Below are 20557 nucleotides of genomic sequence, written 5' to 3' on the forward strand. Positions count from 1 at the left end.
GAGTACGGCATGTCATCCCTTTCAACGACGAACACAAGCAATTTCAGCGACCGCTACGGCCGCCTTCTGCCCGGCCTGCTGCTAAGCGGCGTGGTCGCCTATGGCGCCATTCAATTGGGCAAGCTGGAATGGATGCAAAGCCACGGCATGAGCGCCCTGACCCTGGCCATCATGCTGGGCATTGTGCTGGGCAACAGTGTGTATGGCCGCCTGGCACCCACGTGCGGCGCGGGCGTGGCCTTTTCCAAGCAGACATTATTACGACTTGGCATCATCTTGTACGGTTTCCGCCTGACCTTCCAGGATATCGGCCAGGTTGGCCTGGCCGGCATCGCCATCGACGCGCTGGTGCTGGCGTCCACGTTTGGCCTGGCCATGTTCCTTGGCACCAAGGTGTTCAAGCTGGAACGCAACAGCGCCATCCTGATCGGCGCGGGCAGCTCGATTTGCGGCGCGGCGGCCGTGATGGCGACGGAACCCGTCGTCAAGGGGCGCAGCGAAGATGTGACCGTCGCCGTCTCCACCGTTGTTGTGTTCGGCACTATCGCCATTTTCCTCTACCCATTGCTGTACCAGTTGAACCAAGGCTGGCATCTGCTGGGCGCCACGCCCACCGCGTTTGGCGTGTACATCGGCTCGACCGTGCATGAAGTGGCGCAAGTGGTAGCTGCCGGCAAGTCGATCGGGCAGGAAGCGGCGAATGCGGCCGTGATCGCCAAGATGGTGCGCGTGATGATGCTGGCGCCGTTCCTCGTCATCCTGTCGGCCGTGCTGGCGCGTGGCAAGTCCAAAGGCGGCAACCACGATAAAGCCAGCAAGCTGGCCATTCCCTGGTTCGCCTTCATCTTCATCGGCGTGGTGGCCTTCAATTCGCTGGGCCTGCTGCCAGCGGGCACCGTCGCCACCATTACCGAACTCGATACGGTCCTGCTGGCCATGGCCATGGCGGCCCTGGGCTTGACGACGCATATGTCGGCCATCCGCCGCGCCGGCATCAAGCCGCTGCTGCTGGCCGGCCTGCTGTTCTGCTGGCTGATCGCCGGTGGCGCCGCCATCAACCATGTGGTCGCCAGCCTGTTTGCCTGACTTTGAGCTTGATTCAAGCCGGGGCCGCTGACGCGGGAGCCGAAAACTTCGTACAATACAGGTGTTTTGACTCTCAATCCGGCTTCGGCCCCACCCAGGAACACCCATGCATCTCTCGAACTGGCTGCTTTTCTGCAGCGTCGCCCTGCTCGTCACGTTTTCTCCCGGCCCGGCCGTCTTGCTGGCTATCTCGAATGCTATCGCCGTCGGCCCCCGCCGCGCGATGATCAGCAGCATGGGCAATGGTTTTGGCCTGTTCATCATTTCCGGCGTGGCCATGGCCGGCATGGGCGTCGTGCTGGCCACTTCGGCCACGGCCTTCATGCTGCTGAAACTGGCTGGCGCCCTGTACCTGGTGTACCTGGGCATCAAGCAATGGCGCAGCAGGACCAGCGTCGTGGCCGATGCGCCCGTGGTGGCCGGCGCGGCGAATCCTAATTCGTTCTGGAAACTGTTCCGCCAGGGCTTGACGGTGGCGCTGACCAATCCGAAAGCCATCCTGTTCTTCTCGGCACTGTTCCCGCAATTCATCACCCCGGGCGAACCGGTGGCCATCCAGTTCACCGTGCTGACGACCTCGTTTGTCGCCTGCGCAATGCTGGCCCACTTGTTCTATGCCAACCTGGCGCGCCTGCTGAAAACCCAGCTGGCCACGCCGGGCCGGGCCAAGCTGTTCAACCGCATCACGGGCGGCGCCTTCGTCTTGCTGGGCCTGAGCCTGCTGCGCCTGCGCAGCAAGGCCGCGTAACTACTGTCGTAAAAATGTCTCGATGCTGGCCGCCAGGGCCAGCGGCGTTTCATTCATCGGATAGTGTCCCGCATTGCCCAGCACCTCCAGCCGGGCTTGCGGGTACCACGCCAGATACGTGCGGCGCATCAGGGCCGCATCGAAACGGGGGTCATGCTCCCCCACCAGCGCCAGCAAGGGCAATGCCACGCGCGCCGCCTTGATTTCTTCACTAAAATCCGTCCCGCTCCACGCGAGGAAATACGCGGCAAACGCGGCTGGATCCGACCGTTCCCAAGAGTATTGCGCCTTCCAGTCCAGCCAGGCGGCGGGCAAGCGCCCGCCCGTGCTGCGATCGATGATGGCGCGCCGCGCCGCCATGCTATCAGCGGCCGCGAGAAACGTCGCGCGGGCTGCCGCATCGAAGGCCACGCCGCAGCTGGGCACGGGCGCCACGGCCACCAGTTTGCGCAGGCGCAAGGGCGCCAGCAAGGCCAGCCGTTCCAGCGCCATGCCGCCCATGGAATGGCCCACCACGCTGAACGTCGCAAAACCGAGCGCATCGGCCAGCGCCAGCGCGTCGCGCGCGACCTCGTCAATCGAGTACGCTCCTGCCGCGCCAAGCATGCCGCCATAGCCGCGATTGTCCATGAAGACATAGCTGAAACTGGCACCATCGAGGGCCGCTTCCATCGGTTCGAACGCCCGCGCGTCGCCAAACCAGCCGTGCAAAACGATGATGGCGTGGGGACCATGGCCCACGCGGTGATAGGTATTGTGCATGTTCACTCCTGAAAAAGAGTCAATGGTAAGCGGCCAGCGAGCGGCCCGCCTTCGATGCCAGGTCAAATACTGTAGAGTATGGGCCATGGATGATTTTTATACGGAAGTGCCGCGCCCCTTGATCGCCACGGCGCGCGACTATGCGGCTGATGCCGTCTTTCCCAGCCACAGCCATGCGCGAGGGCAATTTGCGTATGCGGCGCGCGGTGTCATCAGCGTGCACACGCCGCAAGGCAACTGGCTGGTGCCGCCGCAACGGGCTTGCTGGGTACCGGCCCAGCTCGTCCACGGCATGCGCATGCATGGCGCCGTGACCATGCACAACGTGTTTATCGACGCAGCCGCCATCGACGGTGCCGGCTTGCCGCCCCACTGCCAGGTGCTGGACGCCTCGCCGCTGCTGCGCCAGTTGCTGGCCGAGGCCGTGACCGTGGAGGCCCTGTATGCGGAACAATCGCGGGCCGGACGACTGATGGCCTTGCTGCTTGATGAGATTGCCGCCGCCCAGCCCCTGCCCCTGAGCGCGCCCCTGCCGCAGGAACCCCGGCTGGCGCGGCTGTGCACGGAATTTCTACGGCAACCGACTTTGGACCGCAGCCTGGATGCGATGGCGGCGCAAGCCGGCATGAGCCGGCGCACCTTTACGCGGCAATTCCGCGCCCAGACGGGCCTCGCCTTTGCCCAATGGCGCCAGCAAGCGTGCCTGCTAGCGGCCATCACGCGGCTGGCCGACGGGCAAGCCGTTACGCGCGTGGCGCTCGACCTCGGCTATGCCAGCCCCAGCGCCTTCACGGCCGCCTTCCGCCGCGTGCTGGGCCAGGCGCCCAGCGAGTATCTGGACTAGGCAATGATGGCGGCGATGCGCCGCGCCAGCGCCTGCGCCAGTTTCTGCACATGGTAGCCATCGACAAAGCCATGGTGGGCTTGCGCGGAAAACGGTATCCGCATGCGGCCATCGTCCTGCGCGGGGCCGAACTTGCCCCAGGTAAAGGTCGGGATGTCGGCATTGCGGTGGCGGTAGATCGGGTGCTCGATGGCCGCCAGTTCCAGCCATGGCAGGCAGGTGATGAAAATATTGTTGCGCTGCTCGCGCTCGGTCTCTCCGTCACCTGTGTTGATCAGCGCGGAGCTGGCTTCGGCCAGGCGCTTGGCTTCCAGGCTGCGTGCGATGAATACATCGAGCTGGTCCGTCATCGTGAAACGCGTGTAGTTGAGGTTCTCATCGCCGTTGATGACGGTGTACGAGGCGGGAAAATCGTCGATGCGTATCACTTCGCCCTGGTAGATGCGGTACATGAAGTTGTCGATTTCCCTGACCGTATTGAGCAGGCAGAACAGGAAAAAGTGGAATACGGGGATTTTCCGTTCCTTGCACCACGGCCGGAAATCTGGCACGTCGAGCTGGAAGTTGATGTTGACGAGGGGATTATCGAACGCCCGGAACAAGTCATAGCGGTCGCGCCGCTTTTCAAAATTTTTCATGCGGCGAGTGTAGACGATGGTGGTGCTGGCGGGCAAGTCACGCCGTATCGGCTTGCCAGTAATCTGCCAGGGCGGCCAGGGCATACTGTCCAGACAGGCTCTCATCCACCTGTACGACAAACGTCAGGAATTGCACGACGGCCTGTCTTTGCGCCGCATTGAAGCCGGCGTACTTCGCGATCGCATACGCGCGCGAATCCCGGTTCCGTTCAGACGGTGAAAGCGCATGCACTGTCATTCCGAGCACATCAGTCTCCCAGCTTGTCCGATGCTGATATGCCACAGCGTAGCGCATGTATGCCGGCAAGTAATACAGAAATTCCTCAGCCTCCATATGGGCGAGCAAACCTTCGCCCTCCTCGATTTCAGCATCGGGAATCTCTTGCCAGATCGAATCGACTCGATCCTTGCCGCTCGCAACCCATTCCCTCTCGCTGATGTCCTCCGACATACCGTATTGATCCGTCAAGAGAAATTGACGCAAAGATGTTTCCGGGCGCTGCGTACCAGCGAACGCGCGTTCAATGCAGGCAATCAGGCTGGCCGCGTCCGTCGATACATTATCTGAACAATTCATTAAAAATCCTTGGATATCCCCAAAATCGCCCGTGCCACCTCGGCCACGCCCTCTTCCACCTCACCAGGCGTTGGCGTCAGGGCGAAGCGGGTCAATTCCCCGTTCAAGGCATGCTGCGTATCGTGTTTATCGCGCGGCAATGGCAGCGTCATGCGTGGTGTCATGTGGCGGCACCGTGCGCCAGGCCCCGCTGCACTTTCCACGCCAGCGGTAAAGTCAGCAGCAACACGGCCGCCAGCGCCAGCAAGGCCGTCGGCACGCTCGTATGGTCGCCCAGCGCGCCGAACAGCACGGGCGACAGCGCCCCGCCGCCGATGCTGCCCGTGTAGAACAGGGCAAATGCGTGTTCGCGCTTGCCGGGCTCAGCCAGTTCCGGCACGGCGCCGTACAACACGGACGAGGTGCCGTTCAGCGCCAGCCCCAGCAGGGGCAGCATGGCCATGACGCCGGCCAGCGGCAGCCACAGGGCCAGCACGATCAGCAGCGAGGTCATCGATTCCGTCAGCCACACGGTCTTCATCATGCCGATGCGCGCGCCCAGATAGCCGCACAGCAGCTTGCCGAAGGCGCCGCCCACGAACAGCAAGGACAAAGCCACGCCGATGCCGGCCGTGCCCGCACCCTTGCTTTTCAGCAGGAATGGCAAAAAGGTGAGAAAACCCATGCGCACGGCGCTGTCCAGGGTGCCCGTGGCCAGCAAGGCGCGGAAACTCGCGTGCGAACCATTGCCCGCAATGGGCTTGCTTACTTTTTTCTGGCTGGCCTGTATGTCGCCGGGCTTGGGCAGCAGCCACCACAGCAAGCCGGCCGCCGCCAGCCCCAGCAAGCCCAGCAGCGAGACGCTGGCTTGCCAGCTGCAGACCAATAACAGCAAGCCCACCAGCGCGGGTATCAGGGTCTTGCCGATATCGCCGGCAAAGTTGTAGTGCGACAGCGCTTCCTTCACGCCGCCGCCCGCCTCGTGTGTGTCCGTGACGATGGACGAGGCCAGCGGATGCTGGGTGCTGGCGCCCAGGCCGCCCAGCAGCAAGGCGAACAGCAGCACGGCCAGGCCGCCCGCCTGCCCCGCGACCAGGTAGGCGACGCCGGCCAGCGCCGTGCCGCCCACCAGCAGGCGTTCGCGTCCCCAGCGCCTGGCCATGCGGCTGGCCAGCAGCTGAAAACCGGCCATCATGCCCGAGTACGATCCCCGCAGCAGGCCCACCATGGCATAGCTGATGGCAAACTGCGCCTGCCAGATGGGCAGCAGTACATAGATCACGTCCGTCAAGCCGTCATGCACGGCATGCGCGCTGCAGGCGGCGAACAGCGAGCGGCGGCGGATCGGTTTGTCGGAGGGAGGTGCTTCGGGGGACAGCGCGGCAAGCGATGGTTCGTTCATGATTCTGCAAGCGGGGAAAACGCGAGACAGCCAGCTTACACCAATTGGCAACTTCGCATCTTGAAGCGTAGCAAGAATAATATTATTGCAAGATTGGTCTGACGCAAACGCAGGGGGAGCGCAAACCAGGCCCGGCGCCATCACGTTGACGGCGCCGGGCTTCCACCTTACTTGGCCATCGCATCCTTGGCCATGCCATCCTTTTTCATTTCATCCTTTTTCATCTCGCCCTTGGCCATGCCGTCTTTCGCCATGGCATCTTTTGCCATGCCATCCTTGGCCATGTGATCCTTCTTCATGTGCTTCTTGGCCATCGGCTTCTTCATGCCGTCCTTGCCCATCGCATCCTTGTGCATGGCGTCGGCCGAAGCGTCCTTGGCCATGGCATCTTTTTTCATGGCGTCCTGGGCGAAAGCGGCGCCCGACATGAGGATGGCGGAAGCGATGATGGCGGTGATGCTGGTTTTCATGATATGTCCTTGTCTCTGGGTTGTATGGGCGAGATTGCCCGGTGGTAAAGCTGTTGCTGTGCTACGGGTGATGCTTGCTGCTAAATAACAGGAAGGCCGGGAGGTGGTCAGGGCCAGGCGCATTGCCGCAGGCAGTACGATTAGTACGACAAGGCAATGCAACGCCGCACTGGCCGGCTCCCCGGTCTTCCTAAGAGCCGCCGAACCAGTTGTATCCCTGATTCTCCCAATACCCTCCCGGGTAGGAATTCGTGACGAAAATCGCCTGGATGTGCTTGGGATTCTTGTAGCCCAGCTTGGTCGGCATACGCAATTTCATCGGATAGCCATACTTGGGCGGCAATTCCTGGCCGTCATACGTCAGGGCCATGATGGTTTGCGGATGCAGGGCCGTGGCCATGTCGATGCTCGTAAAATAATCGTCGGCGCACTTGAAGCCGATGTATTTCGCCGTCGTGTCGGCGCCGACCCGCTTCAGGAAGTGGGAAAACGGCACGCCGCCCCACTTGCCGATGGCGCTCCAGCCTTCCACGCAAATGTGGCGCGTCACCTGCGTTTCCTGCGGCAAGGCGCGCAGCTGCGGCAGGGTCCACGGCTTTTTGTCGGCGATCAAGCCGCTCAACTCCAGGCGCCAGGCGTCGCCGTCGACCTCTTCCACTTCATCCTCGCCGTAATACGCGTTGAATGGAAACGGCCGCGTGATCATGGAATCGGGATACGTGGGCGCCAGCTTGCTCGGGTCGAACAGCCAGCCTTGCACCGTGTCATTCATGCGCGACACCGCCGTCAAGGCTGTCTCGATGGCGGACGGGTCGCTGGCGTTGCATCCCGTCAGCAAGGACAGGCCACCCAGGGTCAAACTGCGCTGCAGGAACAAACGGCGCGACGGCTGCTTGATCTGGCGCAAGGCGTCGGCCAGCATGGCCTGGCCCTGCCTTGGCACGAGGATGGTTTTTTTCATGATCATCTCCTTAGCGGCCGCGCAGCATGGCGACCAGGGTGCGCGGCACCAGCGCCACCATCAGCAAGTGCACGCCGACAAAGCCCGTCAGCAGCGCCATGGCGATGAAGTGGACTCTGCGCGCGCTTTCGTAGCCGCCCATCAGCTCGCGCAGGAGGGGAAATTGCACGGACTTCCACAGCACCAGGCCGGACAACACCAGCACGATGCAGTCAAGCATGACGAACAGGTAGGCGGCGCGCTGCACCATGTTGTAGTGACGCGGGTCGGCATGCGCCAGCTTGCCCTTCAGCGCGGCGGCGAAATCGGCCAGCAGCAGGCGCGGCGACAGGGGAAAGAACTGGCGCCGCAGCCGTCCCGAGACGATATTGATAATCAGATACAGCAAGCCATTGGCCACCAGCAGCCACATGGCGGCAAAATGCCATTGCAGCGCGCCGCCGAGCCAGCCGCCCAGGGTCAGCGCGCGCGGCAGTTCGAACGGGAAGAATTGCGCCGCGTTATAAATGCGCCAGCCGCTGGTGGCCAGCACGACCACGGCCACGGCATTGAGCCAGTGCGTGATGCGCAGCCAGGCGGGGTGGATCACGTTTGCTTGTCCGTTCATCACATCGCTCCCTTCGCGCAGGATGCGGTGCTGACGGCTTGCAGGATGGCGCTGCTGTCGGCCCGCTGCACGAAGGCGACCACTTGCAGCTGCTCCGGACGCCAGCTGGCGGGCAGGTTGACTTCTCGGCGCAACTGGGCGCGGCCTTGCGCCAGCGCAACCGGTCCCAACCACAGGCGCACGGCCGCATCGTGCCGCAGGGTGGCGCCGCGGTTTTCGCCGCGCAGCACTTTCGAGACGATCGCGCTTTCGCTGATGGCCACGTACAGCTGGCCGCCCGTCCGCGCGTCCGGCGCGCTGGCATCAGCTTCCAGCAGCAGCTTGCTACCCGGCCCCGGCGTGGCGGACAGGTCAATCTTGAGGGGCGCGGCGGTGGCGTTGATGCGGCGGATGGCGGCCGGCAGTTGCGTATCCCAGCTGCGCAATTCCGTGCCGCCCACAAAAAACTGCGGCGTGTAGGCCACGTGGCGCGGCTGGTGGCGCAGCAATTCAGCCTGGCGCGCGTCGAATTGCGCCTGCGCCAGCGGATCCGTCCAGCCGATCTGGTCCCAGTAGGTGACGTGCAAGGCCAGCGGCACGATCAGGCTGGCCGCTCCCGCTTCCTTGCGCAAGGCGCTCAGGCGCTGGTCGGCGGGCGGGCAGCTGGAACAGCCTTCGCTGCTGTACAGCTCCACCAGCGCCGCCGTCTGCGGCCCGCTTTGCACGGCGCAGCGCTGGCCGGCCGCCATTTGCGCCATGGCCGGGGATGCCACGACCGTGCCCAGCACGGGTAAAAGCAGTGTTGCAAGGCGGTGCTTGATGTCCATGGTCGTTACCCGGTATATTGAAATAAGAAGCGTGAATGAAGAAACGTGCTTGCCTGTCAATTCGCCGCGATGGCCGGATTGGTTACAGCCACCCTCCATTATTTTTGAATTTATTTTTTTCAACGCCTGTCACCAAAGGCCTGCATGCAACGAATACCTGTAAGCGAACAGCTGCATGGCACGGAACTGCGGCTGCATGGCTTGATGCTGCGCGGACTCGATGGCGATGCGGCGGCTTACCGCAGTTTCTTGCAAGCCACCAGCGGCCATTTGCGCGCGTTCCTGCGCAAACGCCTGCAGCGCTGGCCGGACGACGTGGAAGACCTGGTGCAGGAGTGTCTGCTGGCCATCCACAACCAGCGGTTGACCTATGACACGGGGGTGCCGCTGACGTCGTGGATTCATGCGATTGCGCGCTATAAGTTGATCGACTGGCTGCGCCGGCATGGGCGGCGCGAGGCGCAGCACTTGCCGTACGACGAAGAAGATAGCGCGCAGGAACTGTTTTCCAGCGCCGACGCGGAGGCGGCCGAAGCCAGCCGCGACCTGGCCAAGCTGCTGGCCAGCTTGCCCGCGCAGCAGCGCGACGCCATCGTGCACACCAAGCTCGACGGCTGGTCCGTGCGCGACACGGCGGCCGCCATGGGCATTTCGGAAGCCAGCGTCAAAGTGGCCGTGCATCGCGGCTTGAAAGCACTGGCAACCAACTTGAGGATAACGACACCATGAAAACCGATGACTTGATCACCATGCTGGCCAGCGGCCCCGACGTGGCGGCCGCGCAGCCCCCGGGCACGCACTGGCGCGCCGCGTCCACGTTGGGCGCCGGGCTGCTGGCCAGCGTGGCGCTGATGGCCATGCTGCTGGGCGTGCGGCCCAATCTGGAACAGCTGGCCCTGCTGCCCGACTTCTGGATCAAGGTCGGTTTCGTCATCTGCCTCTCCCTGGCGGCCTGGCATGTCAGCCGCCGCCTGTGCGTGCCGGGCGCCGCCACCCGCGCCCTGCCCCTGCTGCTCGCCATACCCATGCTGCTGATGTGGGCGCTGGGCGCCATCGTTCTGAGCGAAGCGCCGCCCGGACAACGGGCGGAACTGTTCTGGGGCGCCACCTGGCGCAGCTGTCCCTTGCTGATCGCCACCCTCTCCTTGCCCATCCTGGCCGCCGTGCTGCGCCTGATGCGCCAGCTGGCGCCCACGCGCTTGCGCCTGGCCGGCGCGGCCGCCGGCTTTGCCGCTGGCGCCATGGCAGCGCTCGTGTATTGCCTGCATTGCCCGGAACTGGCGGCCAGCTTCGTCGGCTTCTGGTACGTGCTGGGCATACTGGTGCCGACCGCCATCGGCGCGGCCATCGGTCCCAAAGTGCTGGCCTGGTAAGGCAATGACATTCTTTTTCAGGCAGTGAATCCGTTTTCTTTCCCCGTGCGTACAAGTCAGGCAGCCTGCAGTTTCTTGGACTTGTCTGTCAACGCTAACAAAAATCGGGAGAATCGAAATGTCATTGTTACACTCGAAAACCGCACTGGGCGCCGCACTCCTGGGCAACCTGCTCGCCGTTTCCTTCACTTTGGCCATCGCGCCAGCCGCCTACGCTTCCAGCCACCGTGAAGCGCCGTTCATCACGCAAAACCCCAAAGTCGACGCCACCGACTTCTATATGTTCCGCAGCTATGAAACGGGGCGCGGCGCCTACACCACGCTGGTGGCCGACTATATTCCCCTGCAAGACGCCTACGGCGGCCCGAACTATTTCGCCATGGACCCGAACGCGCTGTACGAAATCCATATCGACAACAATGGCGACGGCAAGGAAGACCTCACCTTCCAGTTCCGCTTCACCAACACCATCAAGGATGGCCAGTTCACCGTGGGCGGCAAGAAAGTCTCGATTCCGCTCGTCATCAACGGCGGCGCCATTGATTCCGTCAACCCGGCCGGCCTGAACGTGCGCGAAACCTACAGCGTGACGGTGGTGCGGGGCGACCGCCGCACGGGCACGCGCAGCAGCGTGACCAACGCCAGCGGCGGCGGCACGACCTTCGACAAGCCCGTCGACAATATCGGCAACAAGGCCATCCCCAACTACGCCGCGTATGCGGCGCAGCATGTGTACGCCGTCAACATTCCCGGCTGCGCCACGCCGGCGCGCATGTTCGTCGGCCAGCGCAAGGACCCGTTCGTGGTCAACCTGGGCGAAACGTTCGACTTGATCAACATCAAGGCGCCCGCCACGGAGTTTGCCGCGAATGCGGAGTCCGCTGCCAAGGATGACCTGGCGAAGAAAAACGTCACGGCCATCGAGATGGAAGTGCCGACCGCCTGCCTGACCGCCGGCGCCGACCCCGTCATCGGCGGCTGGACCACGGCCAGCCTGCGCCAGGGCCGCTTGCTGAACCCGGCTCCCGGCACGGCCACGGCGGCGTCGAAGGAAGGCGGCGCGTGGGTGCAAGTGTCGCGCCTGGGCATGCCGCTGGTAAATGAACTGGTGATCGGCCTGAAGGACAAGGACCGCTTCAACGCCAGCAAGCCGTCGGGCGACGCGCAATTTGCCGACTACGTCACCAACCCCACGGCGCCAGCCCTGGTGGAAGTGCTGTACGGCTCGGCCGGCGCCAAGGCGCCCACCAACTTCCCCCGCAACGACCTGGTGGCCACCTTTTTGACGGGCATCAAGGGCGTGAACCAGCCCGTCACCGTGACGGCGTCCGAAATGCTGCGCTTGAACACCTCGATCGCGGCCACCAACGTCGGTGCGCAAAACCGCCTCGGCGTCATCGGCGGCGATAACGCGGGCTTCCCGAACGGCCGCCGCCCCGGCGACGACGTGGTGGACGTGGTGCTGCGCGTGGCCATGGGCAAACTGTGCACCCTGAACATCGGCTGCGCCCCGGCCGACGCACCGGCCGGCGGCCTGCACTTCACGGACGGCGCCTTCCTCGACGAAACGTCGTTCACGGCAGGCTTCCCCTACCTGAAAAATCCCGTGGCCGGTTCGCCGCAGTTGTAACCAGGAGAATGCGATGAAAAAGCTCTATGCATGCGGCGCCCTGGCGCTCACGGCCTTGCTGGCCGGCTGCGGTGGCGGCGGCAGCAGCAGCCACGGCGGCGATAGCGGTGGCGTCAATCCCCCTCCCGTCGTACTGCTCGACGCATTTTATGTGGCCGTCAGCAACGTCATCCTGACCACCAGCGATGACAAGGATGGCGTGGGCATCGACGCCATCATGGCGACGTCTCCGGAAAATACGGAGCCGGTACCACTGTAACGTGCGGGCGCCGGCGAGTGAGCTCTCCGGCGCCTATACCAATCACCGTCGATGGCGTCCACGATGAAAACACCGATTTCCCTGTTGTGCGCCTGCCTGCCCTTGCTGGCATGGGCCGCGCCCTACACGCCGAAAGATGGCGGCGCCGTCATCGAACAGCTGCCGCGCCGCGCCGACGCCACGCAACTTGAACTGCGCGCCTTGCGCCAGCAATTGAATACCACCCCGCAAGACCTGGCCCTGGCCAGCGGCCTGGCGCAGCGCTACATTGCCCTGGCGCGCAGCGAAACGGACCCGCGTTACCTCGGTTATGCGCAAGCGGCGCTGGCGCCCTGGTGGCGGCAAGCGGCGCCGCCCGTCCCCGTGCGTTTGCTGCGCGCCACCATTTTGCAAAGCACCCACCATTTCGGCCCCGCGCTGCAGGATCTCGACGCCGTCATCGCGCAGCAGCCGCAAAACGGCCAGGCCTGGCTGACGCGCGCGACAGTCCTCACCGTGCAGGGCGACTACACCCAGGCGACCGCCAGCTGCGCCCGCCTGTCGGCCTTGACGACGCAGCTGGTCACCGTCACTTGCCTTGCCAATATCGCCAGCGTCACGGGCCGCGCCGCGAGCAGCGAGCGATTGCTGGAGCTGACCCTGCAAAGAAGCGCCGGCGCGGCGCCCGACCTGGAAAGCTGGGCCGCAACCCTGCTGGCGGAAATGGCCACGCGGCGCGGAGAATCAGCGCTGGCCGAAGCGCGCTACACCAGGGCGCTGGCGCAGCAGCCGCGCGACAGCTATCTGCTGGGCGCCTACGCGGATTTCCTGCTCGACCGCCAGCGCCCGCAGGAAGTCGTCAAACTATTGAAAGAGCAGCAGCGCATCGACGCCCTGCTGCTGCGTTACGCGCTCGCCCTGCAGGCGCTGCCCGGCCAGCAGCCAGCCTTCCTGGCGGCGAAGGCGGAACTGGCGGCCCGCTTCAACGCCGCCATGCAGCGCGGCGACACCGTGCACCAGCGCGAGCAAGCCCGTTTCGCCCTGTTTGTGCAACAGGATGTGCCGGCCGCCCTGCAACTGGCGCAGAAAAACTGGGCCATCCAGAAGGAAGTGCCGGACATGCGCATCCTGCTGGAAGCAGCCCTCGCCGCGCGCAACTATTCGGCGGCACAGCCCGTGCTGGCCTGGATCACAGCGAATGGCGTGGAAGACGTGGCCCTGCAGCGGCTCGTCAGGCAGCTGGGGCCGCAGGATGGTGCGAAAATCAGTGCTGCGAAGAAGGCAGGTGTGCTGTGAAGCGATGCCTGTTCATCCTGCTGCTGTGCGCCTGGCTGGCCCCCGCGCAAGCCCACAAGCCCAGCGACAGTTATGTGAGCCTGGCCGTGCACGGCCAGCAGATCGAGGGGCAATGGGATATCGCCCTGCGCGACCTCGATTTCGCCATCGGCCTCGATGGCAACGGCGATGGCGCACTGACGTGGGATGAAATCCGCGCGCGCCACGAGGCGATCGCCGCCTACGCCTTGCAGCGCCTGCAGGTAGCCAGCGACCAGGGCGTGTGCCCTTTGAAAGCCGTCGAGCAGCTGATCGACCATCATACGGACGGCGCCTACAGCGTGCTGCGCTTCCAGGCCAGCTGCCCCGGCGCCGCCCCGGCCAGTCTCGCCATCGGCTACACCCTGTTCGCCGACCTCGATCCGCAGCACAAGGGACTGTTCAAGATTGATAGCAATGGTTCCACGCAAACGGCCATCTTTGACCCGGACAGCCCGCGCCAGACGATTTCCCTGGCTGCGCCGGACCGCCTCGCGCAGTTCGGCGCCTACGTCAAGCACGGCATCTGGCATATCTGGATAGGCTACGACCATATTTTGTTTTTGCTGTCCTTGCTGCTGCCGGCCGTGCTGCTGCCACCTCAAGCCCACCAGTCCACACGCTCAAACGTGCCGCAGAATCCGTTGCCCCCCGCAACGGAGAGCCGGGGTCGGACCCGACGGGTCCGACCCCAGATCTTGAACTGGGGGTTAAGAGGCGCATTCATCGACGTGCTGAAAGTCGTCACGGCATTTACACTCGCCCACTCCATCACATTGACCCTGGCCAGCCTGTCGCTCATCTCGCTGCCCTCGCGCTGGGTGGAGTCGGCCATCGCCGCCTCCGTGATCCTGGCCGCGCTGAACAATCTGCTGCCGCTGTTCCGGGGCAAGCGCCCCGTGGCCGCCTTCGCGTTTGGCCTGATCCACGGTTTCGGCTTTGCCAGCGTGCTGCGCGACCTGGGCTTGCCGCAGGGTTCATTGCTGGCCAGCCTGCTGGGCTTTAACGTGGGCGTGGAACTGGGCCAGCTGGCCATCGTCGCCGCCTTCCTGCCCCTCGCCTGGCTGCTGCGCAAGACGTGGTTGTACCGGCAAGTGCTGACCGTCGGCTCGCTGGCCATCGCGCTGGTGGCTTGCGTGTGGCTGGTGGAGCGGGTGGCTGATATCAAGCTGATTTCAGCCTGACGGCGTTGTTGGACAGCCACTAGCGAGCCACAAGCGCGCGCAATCGGGCTACAATACGAACAATTCTCAATCGCATCAAGGCCGGACTGTCCCGCGGACCATGGCATGGAAAGGTGGCATGCTACGCCCCGAACTGGAACTGCATCGGCAAATCGAAGTGCTCTACAGCGACCACCATGGCTGGCTGCAGGGCTGGCTGCGCCGTAAATTGGGCAACGCCTTCGATGCGGCCGACCTGGCGCACGACACCTATCTGCGCATCCTCGCGCGCGGCCGTGCACCGGAACCGGACGAATCGCGCCAGCACCTGGCGCAGATCGCCAACGGCCTGGTGGTGGACCTGTTCCGCCGCCGGCATATCGAGTCAGCCTACGCGGACGCCATCGCCGCGCAACCGGAAGCGGCCGCGCCCACGCCGGAAATGCGCGCGCTGATCGTCGAAGCGCTGATGGAAATCGACGCCATCCTGGCCAGCCTGCCAAATAAGGTACGCGAGGCCTTTTTGCTGTGCAAACTGGAAGGCATGGCCTACGCCGACATCGCCGCGCGCCTCGACGTTTCCGTCTCGTCGGTGGAAAAATACATCGCCCGCGCCTTGCTGGCCTGCTGCGCGGCGCAATTCGCATGAGTTCCCAGCTCGATAGCGCGCCCATCGCCCCCGCCGCGCTGCAGCGCGCCGCCGAATGGATGGCGCGGCTGTGGGCGGAGGACGCCAGCGCGGCCGATGCCGACGCCTGCGCGGCCTGGCGCGCCTCCCACCCCGAGCACGAACGGGCCTGGGCCCGGCTGCAGCGCTTCACCCGGCAATTCGAGGTCCTGCCGCGCGAGGTGGCGCGCGGCGCCCTGACGCCAGCACCGCGCCATGCCATCGGCCGCCGGCGCGCCTTGCAGCTGCTGGGCCTGATCGCGGCGGGCGGCGGCACGGCCCTGCTGGCGCACGAAACGGACATGTGGCAGCGCGCCGCCAGCGATTACCGCACATCTGTCGGCGAGACGCGCGCCATCGCGCTGGCCGACGGCACGCAAGTGGTGCTCGACACGGCCAGCGCCATCGACGTGGCGTACAGCGCTGGAGAACGGCGCATCGTGCTGCGCGCGGGCGCCATCCTCGTCACCAGCGCCCACGAAGCAACGTCCCCCTACCGTCCGCTGCTGGTGGCAACGCCGCAAGGCACGGCCACGGCGCTGGGCACGCGTTTTAGCGTGCGCCTCGATGACGGCGAGAGCCGTGTCGCCGTGTTCCAGGGCGCAGTCGCCCTGCAGCCATCGCAAGACAACGCCGCGCCGGTACACCTGCAGGCGGGCCAGCAGGCCGGCTATACGCGACTGGTGGTGCAAGACGTAACGAACGTCGAAAACAGCGCCGCCGCCTGGGCCGATGGCAGCCTGGTGGCCGAGCGCATGCGCCTGGACCAGCTGCTGGCCGAGCTGGGACGCTACCGCCACGGCGTGCTGCGCTGCGACGCATCGATCGCCGGCCTGCGCGTGACGGGCGTGTATTCGCTGCGCGACACGGACCGCTCGCTGGCCAACCTGGCCGCCAGCCTGCCAGTGCAGCTACGCTACCGCACGCGCTACTGGGTCAGCGTGGGGCCGCGCCCCGCCGCCTGAAAAATATATGCAAAATAAGTGAAAAAAACGTTGAGGGTTTTGGCTTTTCGTTCGGAATACGGGAAGAACCGATTTTTTCCTGCCACTTTCCAAGGATTTGCACCATGCCCCCTCGCCTGACCGCACCCGCGCACAAACTGCGTCCGTTTCCCCTCGCCGCCGCCATCCAGGCCCTGTTCCTCGCAGGCGCCGCCGTCGGCACCCTGGCCGTCACGGCACCAGCCGTCCACGCCCAGACGTTAGAGACTACGCAAGCGAAGCGCCAGTACACGGTCCCCGCCGGACCGCTGGAGCGGGCCCTGACCACGTTCGCCAGCGCGGCCGGCGTGGAACTGTCGGCCGATGCGGCCCTGTTGCAGGGCAAGCGCAGCGGCGGCCTGGCGGGCAGCTACACGGTGCGCCAGGGTTTCGAGGAACTGCTGCGCGGCCAGGGCGTGCGCGTGGTGGCGGGCGCCAACGGCGCGTATGCGCTGCGGGCGGAGGCTGCACCGGCAGCCACGCCGGCGCAAGCCAGCGCCACCCTGCCGGCCATCACCATCAATGCCAGCAGCGAACGCGAAAGGGCCACGGGTCCCGTGCGCGGCTACGTGGCGCGGCGCGCCGGCTCGGCCACCAAGACGGATACGGCCCTGAATGAAAACCCGCAATCCGTGTCCGTCGTCACGGCCGATGAAATCAGCGACCGCAATGCCGAATCGCTCGATGAAACCCTGCGCTACACGGCCGGCGTGACGCCGAACCAGCGCCCGCTGGGCAGCGATGATTCCTCGCTGCTGCGCGGCTTTACCATCGAAACGAACGGCATCCTGCAAGATGGCTTGCGCAATTCGGGCCGCACCTTTGGCGCCTCGATCGAGCCGTATGGCCTGGAACGCCTGGAAGTGCTGCGCGGCCCAGCCTCCGTGCTGTACGGGCAGATTCCGCCGGGCGGCATGGTCAACGCCGTCAGCAAGCGTCCCAGCGCGGACGCCGTGCGTGAAGTGGGTGTGGAATATGGCAGCTACCAGCGCCGCCAGCTGAAAGCCGACGTGGGCGGCACCATCGACGCGCCAGGCGCCTGGACTTACCGGGTCGTCATGCTGGGCCGCGAAGCCCATACGCGGCTGGACCGCGACCGCGACAACCGCCTGTACTTCGCTCCCTCGCTGACGTGGCAGGAGGGACCCGCCACGCGTCTGACCCTGCTGGCCCGCTACGAGCAGGACAACCAGCAATACGCGTTTCCCAACCAGCTGCTGCAGCCGGATCCGCGCGGCCAGGTCGATCCAAGTGTCAACCTGATGGGCGACGATAACCGCTTCAAGCGCCGCAACACCATGCTGGGCTACGAGTTCGAGCACACGTTCAACGATACCTGGTCGCTGCGCCAGAACCTGCGCTACACGCGCCTGAAGAACGACCGCACGGACATGTTCCCCGGCGGCCTGAATGAGGATGGCACGGTGGAGCGCTATTTCATGCCCGTCGATACGGCGTCGAAAAGCCTGTTTGCCGATACGCAACTGCAAGCGCGGTTCGCCACGGGCGGCCTGGCGCACCAGGTGCTGCTGGGCGTCGATTACGCGAACATCCGCAACACGGACGACTACCGCCACCAGAAGGGTTTTATCGAGCCGATCGACCTGTACCAGCCCGCGTATGGCAAGCAGCCCCTGGTTCCGGCCAAGGCGCCCACGCGCGCCGAAGCCCCGTCGCGCCAGCTGGGCCTGTATGTGCAGGATCAATTGAAGTGGGACCGCTGGGTCGTCACGGCGGGCCTGCGCCGCGACAAGGCCACGCAGTCGCGCGACGTCACGGACCTCCATAGCGGCGCCGTCAAACCCGACTTCCACCAATCGCCATCGGCCACCACGGGCCGCGTGGGCGCCGTCTACCTGTTCGATGGCGGCTGGGCGCCGTATGTCAGCTACGCCACCTCGTTCTCGCCCGAACTGGGCATCACGGCCAACGGCGACGCCTTGAAGCCGTCGCGCGGCAAGCAGTTCGAAGCGGGCGTGCGCTACGAACCCGTGGGCCAGCGCGCCAGCTATACGGCGGCCGTGTTCGACCTGGTGCGCGACAACGTCACCACGTCCGACATCGGCAACCCGGGCCGCCTGCAGCAAACGGGGAAAGTCGGTTCGCGCGGCGTGGAACTGGAAGCGCGCACGGAGCTCGCCAGCCGTCTGAGCCTGATCGCCCAATACACCTACCTCGATACGGAGGTCACAAAGAGCAATAACGGCGACCTGGGCTTGCAGCAGGCGGGCGCACCGCGCCACAGCGCCTCGGCCTGGGCGCGCCAGTCGTTCACGCTGGCCGGCAGCCTGCCCGCGTATGCGGCGCTGGGCATGCGTTTTCTCGGCGCCATGCGCTCGAACTCCGACGGCGAAAACCTGAATATCCGCAATGGCGGCCTGACGCAGTGGGATGCGGCGCTGGGCGTGTCGCGCGGGCCATGGCAGTTCGCCCTCAATGTGAACAATGTGCTGAACAAGCAGACCCTGTATGACTGCGGCTACCTGCCCAACCTGTGCTACCGCAACGCCGAACGCACGGCCAACGTCAGCGCGATGTACAGGTTCTGATGCGCCCTGTCTTGGCGGCCATGCACCGCTATGCCGGCCTGCTGATGGCCGGCTTCCTCATCGTCGCCGGCGTGACGGGCAGCGCGCTCGCGTGGAAGGATGAACTGGAGGCGGCCATGCTGCCCGCCGTCTTCCGCGTGGCGCCGCCCACGCCGGGCGCGATGCCGCTCGACGCCCTGCTGCTGCGCGAATCCGTCGCCGCGCGCTTTCCCCAAGCGCAGGTGAGCTACGCGCCGCTGTCGGCGCCACAAGGCCACAGCATGGTGTTTTACCTGCGTCCGGCGGCCGACGCGCCGCTGGCCAGCGACGAGGTGTTCGTCGATCCCTACACGGGCGCGATTCTTGGCCAGCGCCGCTGGGGCGCCATCAGCCAGGGCGCCATCAATCTGCTGCCCTTCATCGAGCGCCTGCATTACGCGCTGGCGCTGGGCGACACGGGCCTGCTGATGTTCGGCCTGATCGCCATCGTCTGGACGCTCGACTGCTTCATCGGCGCCGCCCTGACCTTCCCCGCGCGCCTGAAGAAACGCGCGCCGGGAGCAAAACCGTGGCTGCTGCGCTGGCGCCCGTCCTGGCTGCTGCGCCGCAATGGCGGCAGCTATAAACTCGTATTCGACCTGCACCGCGCGGGCGGCCTGTGGCTGTGGGCCATGCTGCTGGTGTTTGCGTGGAGCGGCGTCGCCTTCAATCTGTACGGCGCCTATGCGGCCGTGATGCATCCGCTGTTTGCCCATCAGGGTGCCGAGGAAATCGTCGCGCGGCACACGCCGTCGCCCGGGCCGCAGCTGGACTGGCCGGCCGCGCGCACGCAGGGCCGCCAATTGATGGACGCGCTGGCGCGCCAGCACTCTTTCACGATCATCGAGGAAAATGCGCTGGCCTACGAGCGCGCGCTGGGCGTGTACAGCTACAGCGTGCGCAGCAGCCGCGACGTGCGCGCCCGCAAGGGCCTCACCACCGTCTTTTTCGATGCGGCCAGCGGCCGGCAGCTGGCCGCCTGGCTACCCACGGGCGCGGCCAGCGGCGACACCATCCGCAGCTGGATCAGCGCCCTGCACATGGCCTCGATGTGGGGCTGGCCTTTCAAACTGTTCATTTGCGCCATGGGCGTGCTGGTGGCGGGCCTGAGCGTGACGGGCGTGCTGATCTGGCGCCGCAAGCGGCAGGGGCAAGCCAGGGCCAGGGTGCTACGCCATTAGTCAGGGAAAACCGATGAACGCCGCCGGCACGGCCTGCGTCAGCCACACGCCATTGTCCGATACATAAAACACGTGGCCCTGCGCCTGCATGGCGGCCGCATCCACCGTCAGCACGACGGGCTTGCCATGGCGCGCGCCGACGGCCACGGCCGTTTCACGGCTGGACGACAAGTGCACGTGATTGCGCGATCCCGGCAGCAAACCGCCGGCCCGGATCGCCTCGACAAAGCGGCTGGCCGTGCCGTGGTACAGCGTGGCGGGCGGGGTGGCGGGCGACAAGGCGATATCGACGGCCGCCAGCGAATGCCCCTGGTTGGCGCGGATGCGCAAGCCGTCGGCACTGATCGCGTAGCGCGTCTTGCTGTCGCGCGCCACCACCTCATCCAATTGTTCACGGGAAAGGCGGCGGCCATGCTGGGCCGCGCGTGCCAGCAGCTGGCCGATGTCGGCCCAGCCGTTTGCATCGAGCGCCAGTCCAATTTTCTCGGGGGCGTGGCGCAGGATCAGGGAAAGGAATTTGCTGGTATTTACCAAGTGATCTGTCATGCCCCAGTCTACCGT

23 protein-coding genes are annotated in these 20557 nt (G+C 65.2%); 13 read left to right on the forward strand and 10 right to left on the reverse strand.

Annotated elements, in window-relative coordinates:
- The first annotated feature begins 9 nt into the window (after positions 1-9).
- The gene (locus P9875_RS17015; RefSeq protein WP_255206308.1) at positions 10-1086 is read left to right on the forward strand and encodes a YeiH family protein; all 1077 of its coding nucleotides are present in this window, start codon (positions 10-12) and stop codon (positions 1084-1086) included.
- Positions 1087-1192: 106 nt separating this feature from the next.
- Positions 1193-1834, forward strand: coding sequence for a LysE family translocator (locus P9875_RS17020; protein ID WP_278316012.1), 642 nt, complete (start codon positions 1193-1195; stop codon positions 1832-1834).
- Here the strand turns inward: P9875_RS17020 and P9875_RS17025 are convergent, their stop codons facing one another.
- Positions 1835-2596, reverse strand: a complete 762-nt coding sequence (locus P9875_RS17025; protein ID WP_278316013.1) for an alpha/beta fold hydrolase — start codon at positions 2594-2596, stop codon at positions 1835-1837.
- Between the two features lie 85 nt (positions 2597-2681).
- Between P9875_RS17025 and P9875_RS17030 the strand changes: the two genes are divergently transcribed.
- Positions 2682-3440: an AraC family transcriptional regulator gene (locus tag P9875_RS17030; RefSeq protein ID WP_278316014.1), complete on the forward strand. Its 759-nt coding sequence runs from the start codon at positions 2682-2684 to the stop codon at positions 3438-3440.
- On the opposite strand, the gene P9875_RS17035 is transcribed toward P9875_RS17030, so the two are convergent.
- The 8 genes from P9875_RS17035 to P9875_RS17070 all read right to left on the reverse strand — a co-directional run bounded on the left by P9875_RS17035 (position 3437) and on the right by P9875_RS17070 (position 8880).
- Positions 3437-4162: a CatA-like O-acetyltransferase gene (locus P9875_RS17035; RefSeq protein ID WP_278316015.1), complete on the reverse strand. Its 726-nt coding sequence runs from the start codon at positions 4160-4162 to the stop codon at positions 3437-3439. The genes P9875_RS17030 and P9875_RS17035 overlap by 4 nt on opposite strands.
- On the reverse strand, positions 4116-4655 hold the full coding sequence (locus tag P9875_RS17040) for a DUF6714 family protein (RefSeq protein ID WP_278316016.1): 540 nt from the start codon (positions 4653-4655) through the stop codon (positions 4116-4118). The genes P9875_RS17035 and P9875_RS17040 overlap by 47 nt, the downstream gene beginning before the upstream one ends.
- The gene (locus tag P9875_RS17045) at positions 4655-4807 is read right to left on the reverse strand and encodes a hypothetical protein (protein WP_176389831.1); all 153 of its coding nucleotides are present in this window, start codon (positions 4805-4807) and stop codon (positions 4655-4657) included. The genes P9875_RS17040 and P9875_RS17045 overlap by 1 nt, the downstream gene beginning before the upstream one ends.
- Before the next feature lie 8 nt (positions 4808-4815).
- Positions 4816-6036 (reverse strand): MFS transporter, encoded by a 1221-nt coding sequence (locus tag P9875_RS17050; protein WP_278316017.1) that lies wholly within the window; start codon positions 6034-6036, stop codon positions 4816-4818.
- Positions 6037-6203: 167 nt separating this feature from the next.
- Positions 6204-6506: a pentapeptide MXKDX repeat protein gene (locus tag P9875_RS17055; RefSeq protein ID WP_278316018.1), complete on the reverse strand. Its 303-nt coding sequence runs from the start codon at positions 6504-6506 to the stop codon at positions 6204-6206.
- 190 nt (positions 6507-6696) lie between these two features.
- The gene (locus tag P9875_RS17060; RefSeq protein WP_423221786.1) at positions 6697-7473 is read right to left on the reverse strand and encodes a molybdopterin-dependent oxidoreductase; all 777 of its coding nucleotides are present in this window, start codon (positions 7471-7473) and stop codon (positions 6697-6699) included.
- A gap of 4 nt (positions 7474-7477) precedes the next feature.
- Positions 7478-8074 carry a cytochrome b/b6 domain-containing protein gene (locus P9875_RS17065; protein WP_278316020.1) on the reverse strand — a complete coding sequence of 199 codons (597 nt, stop codon included), beginning with the start codon at positions 8072-8074 and terminating at the stop codon, positions 7478-7480.
- On the reverse strand, positions 8074-8880 hold the full coding sequence (locus P9875_RS17070; RefSeq protein ID WP_278316021.1) for a DUF1223 domain-containing protein: 807 nt from the start codon (positions 8878-8880) through the stop codon (positions 8074-8076). Before P9875_RS17070 ends, P9875_RS17065 begins: the two co-directional genes overlap by 1 nt.
- Positions 8881-9024: 144 nt before the next feature.
- On the opposite strand from P9875_RS17070, the gene P9875_RS17075 reads away from it, so the two are divergent.
- The 10 genes from P9875_RS17075 (at position 9025) to P9875_RS17120 (ending at position 19996) form a co-directional block, all read left to right on the forward strand.
- The gene (locus P9875_RS17075; RefSeq protein WP_278316022.1) at positions 9025-9609 is read left to right on the forward strand and encodes a sigma-70 family RNA polymerase sigma factor; all 585 of its coding nucleotides are present in this window, start codon (positions 9025-9027) and stop codon (positions 9607-9609) included.
- Positions 9606-10253 (forward strand): DUF1109 domain-containing protein, encoded by a 648-nt coding sequence (locus P9875_RS17080; protein ID WP_278316023.1) that lies wholly within the window; start codon positions 9606-9608, stop codon positions 10251-10253. Before P9875_RS17075 ends, P9875_RS17080 begins: the two co-directional genes overlap by 4 nt.
- Before the next feature lie 118 nt (positions 10254-10371).
- The gene (locus tag P9875_RS17085) at positions 10372-11883 is read left to right on the forward strand and encodes a DUF4331 domain-containing protein (protein ID WP_278316024.1); all 1512 of its coding nucleotides are present in this window, start codon (positions 10372-10374) and stop codon (positions 11881-11883) included.
- Between the two features lie 13 nt (positions 11884-11896).
- Entirely contained in the window at positions 11897-12142 is a 246-nt protein-coding gene (locus P9875_RS17090; RefSeq protein ID WP_278316025.1) for a hypothetical protein, read from the forward strand.
- Between the two features lie 63 nt (positions 12143-12205).
- Positions 12206-13417: a hypothetical protein gene (locus P9875_RS17095; RefSeq protein ID WP_278316026.1), complete on the forward strand. Its 1212-nt coding sequence runs from the start codon at positions 12206-12208 to the stop codon at positions 13415-13417.
- Positions 13414-14619 carry a HupE/UreJ family protein gene (locus tag P9875_RS17100; protein ID WP_278316027.1) on the forward strand — a complete coding sequence of 402 codons (1206 nt, stop codon included), beginning with the start codon at positions 13414-13416 and terminating at the stop codon, positions 14617-14619. The genes P9875_RS17095 and P9875_RS17100 overlap by 4 nt, the downstream gene beginning before the upstream one ends.
- A 118-nt stretch (positions 14620-14737) precedes the next feature.
- A complete protein-coding gene (locus P9875_RS17105) occupies positions 14738-15247 on the forward strand; it encodes a sigma-70 family RNA polymerase sigma factor (protein ID WP_278316028.1) in 510 nt (169 codons plus the stop codon).
- Positions 15244-16230: a FecR domain-containing protein gene (locus tag P9875_RS17110; RefSeq protein ID WP_278316029.1), complete on the forward strand. Its 987-nt coding sequence runs from the start codon at positions 15244-15246 to the stop codon at positions 16228-16230. Before P9875_RS17105 ends, P9875_RS17110 begins: the two co-directional genes overlap by 4 nt.
- Before the next feature lie 104 nt (positions 16231-16334).
- Positions 16335-18797 (forward strand): TonB-dependent siderophore receptor, encoded by a 2463-nt coding sequence (locus tag P9875_RS17115; RefSeq protein WP_278316030.1) that lies wholly within the window; start codon positions 16335-16337, stop codon positions 18795-18797.
- The gene (locus P9875_RS17120) at positions 18797-19996 is read left to right on the forward strand and encodes a PepSY-associated TM helix domain-containing protein (protein WP_278316031.1); all 1200 of its coding nucleotides are present in this window, start codon (positions 18797-18799) and stop codon (positions 19994-19996) included. Before P9875_RS17115 ends, P9875_RS17120 begins: the two co-directional genes overlap by 1 nt.
- Here the strand turns inward: P9875_RS17120 and P9875_RS17125 are convergent, their stop codons facing one another.
- Positions 19997-20542, reverse strand: coding sequence for an RNA 2'-phosphotransferase (locus P9875_RS17125; RefSeq protein WP_278316032.1), 546 nt, complete (start codon positions 20540-20542; stop codon positions 19997-19999). It lies immediately after the preceding gene.
- Between the last annotated feature and the right edge of the window lie 15 nt (positions 20543-20557).

Origin of the sequence: Janthinobacterium rivuli (assembly GCF_029690045.1) — a bacterium.
GTDB classification, from domain to species: Bacteria; Pseudomonadota; Gammaproteobacteria; order Burkholderiales; family Burkholderiaceae_D; genus Janthinobacterium; species Janthinobacterium rivuli.